3 protein-coding genes are annotated in these 4,551 nt (G+C 35.3%); 1 reads left to right on the forward strand and 2 read right to left on the reverse strand.

The features are described from left to right. Positions 1-98 precede the first annotated feature (98 nt). Both ACTQ50_RS19035 and ACTQ50_RS19040 read right to left on the reverse strand, forming a co-directional pair. Complete coding sequence (locus ACTQ50_RS19035; RefSeq protein WP_441485470.1) at positions 99-1,256, reverse strand: relaxase/mobilization nuclease domain-containing protein; 1,158 nt, start codon at positions 1,254-1,256, stop codon at positions 99-101. Further along, a complete protein-coding gene (locus ACTQ50_RS19040) occupies positions 1,228-1,620 on the reverse strand; it encodes a plasmid mobilization protein (RefSeq protein ID WP_441485471.1) in 393 nt (130 codons plus the stop codon). Before ACTQ50_RS19040 ends, ACTQ50_RS19035 begins: the two co-directional genes overlap by 29 nt. Before the next feature lie 408 nt (positions 1,621-2,028). Between ACTQ50_RS19040 and ACTQ50_RS19045 the strand changes: the two genes are divergently transcribed. Beyond that, entirely contained in the window at positions 2,029-4,350 is a 2,322-nt protein-coding gene (locus ACTQ50_RS19045) for a nitrilase-related carbon-nitrogen hydrolase (RefSeq protein WP_441485472.1), read from the forward strand. Positions 4,351-4,551 lie beyond the last annotated feature (201 nt).

The raw sequence follows: 4,551 nt of genomic DNA on the forward strand, positions 1-4,551 counted from the left end.
GTCTGAAGAACTGCCGGATCACTGTCGAAAAACTAAATCAAGGTAAAGCTCCATGCCAGCCTTTGGGCTGGCATATCTTTTTGGGGAGGACCAGTTATTTACCATATACGTACATAGACGATGGTTTCTGCCATTTGTTTCAGATTTGTTAGTTTTACCTTATGTGCATAAACTTGGCTTTGCTGTGCTTTCACACAAGTCTGTAAATCTGTAACCAGACGAAGATTTGATCGGATGTATATGATAGCGATTGGATCCGCGTGATAATCATAGTTCGGATCGTAATCCTTTGTTGGTCGGGTATCTGGAATCTCTACTACTGCCCTACTGCCATAAATGTTTGATAAGTATTCTTTACCATAATGAGTGCCAAGAGAACGTTCGCTGATATTCTTTTCTCTTTCCGGAAGATGATAGCTGTATCTTCCTCTTTTCTCAGTGACAGTGATTTTATATTTTTCAAAAAGCTGCGATTGGAAATCCTCAAAAGATTTTGAAACTACAGCAAGTTCATCTACAGCATCTCTTATCTTCTGCTTCTGTGTCTGGAAATTTGTCTGGGTTGGAATATATCCATCTTCGATAATTTGTTTATTTATCTCATCGAGATTCTTTTGTCCTCTGCGTTGTGCCCAATATTCTTCCTGTGTGATTTTTGATGCGGAAGGTGATAACAAATCTATTTGATGAAGCTTTTCCCGCTCGCATAGTTCCATTAAGGACTTCTGTAAATGACTGAGAAGTGCTCTTGTCTGATGATGTTTGTAACCGGCTTTATGATCACATGGTCGCTCCATAAAATCCTCTTCTGCTACCGTTTCTTTCCGAACACTGTTTAAAACAATGTGTACATGAATGTTACCGGAGTGATTGTGCCCATCTGTATGAGTTACCACTAACATTTGATGACCAGGAAAGTTTTTTCTGGCAAATTCCAAACCAAGTTGTTGTGCTTTTTCTCCGGTTAGTCCACGTTCTGTTTTATCCGAAGGATCAAAACTTAAGACGTAGTGGTGACTCTTGATCTCATCGTATCGGTAGTTTTTGTGATATTTCTTATTTACCATTTCACATTCTTTTTCAAAAAACATAGGTTCGCAGTTTATGCCATCGATGTAATATTCATCTCTAAGCTGTTTTCGACCTTGTTCATCCAAGATTGGTTTCATCGTGTACTCATCATGCTGAAAGAGCAGGTAGTCCAATGCATCTCCATAGTTCATATTCTTATTTGTCTTGTGCTTCAATATCGCCATAATAATCACCTGACAATTCCATTACCTGCCGCCGTAAATCAAAAAGTTTGTCGATACACTCATGAACTCTATCCTGCAGAATCATAGACCGAACACCACCTTGATTCAGATGCTTTGCAATCTGATTCAAATTGGAACCAATCTTGCCAATCTCTGCGTTCAATTTCTTAAGCTGCTCATTATCCGCAACGATTTCATATTTATAAATCATTGGCTTTTCTAAAATGAGATTTCGAAGATATTCTACCCTTGAGATGTTTAAGGCTTCGGCTGATTGTTCTAAACATGCCAACTCAATATCCGTAAGCTTTAATGTTATGTAGTTTTTATGTTTTAATTTCTCTTCCTTTTTGGGTCTTGCCATATATATTCACTCTCCTTTTTTCCGGTGGGTAAAAAAAGAAATACAGATTATGTCACTTTGTGTCTTGCGGATATATCCTGCAGAGAAAAAGTGTTGCAACCTCTGTTGCCAATCATCCATATGCAATTAGTATTGCAAAACTGATGATTTTCCGAGGGTATGGGGAGCGGAATCCCTATCAAGTATGCCGAAAAGGATGACCTAAAATCCATGAAATGGAGTTTTGGGAATCCATAGGCGTATCTTGCTTTAGAAATAATATCCCCTTATATATACGGAAAGAGAGAAATCCTTATACAACATAGGAACATAGAAATCGAAAAACTAAGAAGTGGAAGAAAAATGAATTCCTTGGTATAATTGAATGGTATGATTATTTATTCAATAATAAGGTGAGGAGGGATTGTTTTGGCAAAGTTTAATTGGGTTGTAATTACCAGAGAAGATGTTATTCGTGCAATTGAAAGATTTCTTGTCAATAATCCAGAATACCCTGAACCTCGTTCAACATTTCTTCTTTATGATGGGAAAAAACTTCCTGCAAAACATATTCGTGGAATGGCTTATCAAGAGCATTTTGGTGTGGAAATCAAAAAAAGTGATTTTGGTGGAGGAATGGAAACGGTAAGATTTTTTGAAAGACTGGGTTTTGAAACAGATTATTGTGGAAGTTCAAAGGGTAATATAAAGACCAAAGAAATAAAGAAAGAGATTCATTCTAAAAAGAAAACAATTGAGCCCAAAGTGCAAATTAATAATGCTAACACTGAAAAGAAACAAACTCAGATTAGTGATGATAAAATGGATTCAGAAAAAATTGTTATTCCAGCAAAGCAAGTAATTGAACAGAAAAATGCACTGCAATTAATTCTTAATAGAATGTTTAATGGGGATATTGTATGTGAAAAAACTTATCCTTGGTTAAAGACACCAGAAAAGATTGATGGAATCTATAAAAATCTTTATGACGCACTATCATCATATCGTGGAGACACTTCATTCGCAAAGAAGAATGTTACATTGCGCTGTGATTTTGTGTGTGAAAGCCAAAAACTGATTATCGAATATGATGAGCGTCAGCATTTTTCTGAGGCACGGAGAATTTCTTTGGAAGCATATAAGGGAATTGATGTTCTTTATGATCGTTCATTATGGATAAAGGCATGCTGTGATGTGAAAGCAAAAGATAATTCTCCGATAAACAGAGATGAGATACGAGCGTATTATGATAGCACAAGAGATATTGCTTGTTATGAGAATGGTTATAAATTGGTACGTATCATGCATGGACAAATTGATTTCGAAGCTTCTGATGCGGAAGAAAAATTAAAAGATATTCTAAATAGGGCTTTTCATCCTGTAATTGAAAATCATGAAAATGAAGAAATAGAAGAAATAAATACAAAAGAGAAAGCATCATCTATTAAGGTTGCGATGTATTTGCAAACAAATGAGCTAAAGAATAAAAATGCATTTGAAAAAATATTGCCAGTTATGAAAAAGGCATCTGCAGATATCATCGTCTTCCCTGAATATTGTTATGTTCCGTTTGAAGGTAAAATGACGAATAAGGACATAGCTTTGATTGAAGATCAGGATGATATTTTTGCTCATTGTTTAGAGTTGAGTAAACAAATTGGCAAGGCAGTCATAGTAAGTAGCCACGATAAGTATGATACCATTTTCAGTGTGTTTGCAAATGCAAATCCTTTACCGGGTGAAACAGATTTGAATTTGTACATCAAGCACACGATGTGTGGTAGTTCATGTTTGGAGTTTGAACAGTATCCAGAAATAGCTGGAGATATTTTTAATCCTATTTTGTATAAGGGTTATTTGATTGGAATGACTATTTGTTATGATTGTAATCATGCATTATTTAGTAGAATGTACGGCATATATGGAATAGATTTGATCATTAACAGCACAGGAGGCAATGTTATTTATGATAAATGGTTTAAGTATAATAAAGTAAGAGCCATTGAGAATAACTGTTATACTCTTGTGACTATGGGTGGAGACGGGGAGGAGCCAAATAGTAATAATTATGTTTTTGGATTTAATAAGAATGGTGGGCAATTGAGTCCAATCAATCTTTGTGGTGATTCGGCCAAACACAATATTTCCGGTGGACTATATGTATATGAGATTACAAATGATGCAGGAAAATCGGAAATTGATAACAGCAACAAAGTTGAAACAGAAAATAAAAAGTGGCAGCTCAGCTACAGGATTGGAAATAGTGTAGCATTGTGTCAAGAAGCTGAAAAAATTTCTGACCAGATTTTCCGTAAGAAAGTTGGCGGGTATAATGTGTTTTTCTTTATGGTCGAAGGAATGGATATTCTAAAACCAGAGAAAGTACAGACACTTTTATATTCAAGAAAAATCAAAAAGTACGGAAATCGGAAATATGTAATCATCAATAGGCATGATAATGTTGATGAAAATTTTTTTCTTGAAAAATTATCAATTGTTTTAAAAGTACGTGCGATGGAAAATTACTGTGCAGTGATACTTGAATCGAATAACATCAATAAGTGCTATCAGTGTGGAAAAAATAGAACTGCACAAGTTGTCAAGCCATTCGATGGAGTATGGGGAATTGATCTTGAACGAACTACAGGACCAGAAGCTATTTGGAGAAACAAACAAGGTATGCGAGAGTCTTGGAGAAAGAATTATGAATGGTTAGTAGAAAACGCTGAAATACTTTATGAAGAAAACTAACTCTGGTTAAACAATAGTATAAGTAAACGAGTGCAACCTTCGTATGATTTATTTCATACGGAGGTTTTCTTTTTGCCATTTTCTTATTTTGTATGCGATGAATAACCCACCGTTTAGACAGTTTCCTTTTTTCATGAGATAATTCTCTCATGGAGTGGAGTTTATATACATCTTCTATGTTACTTTACTATTCGGACCATT

Source organism: Blautia sp. Sow4_E7 (assembly GCF_052116245.1).
In the GTDB taxonomy this organism is placed as follows: Bacteria; Bacillota; Clostridia; order Lachnospirales; family Lachnospiraceae; genus Blautia_A.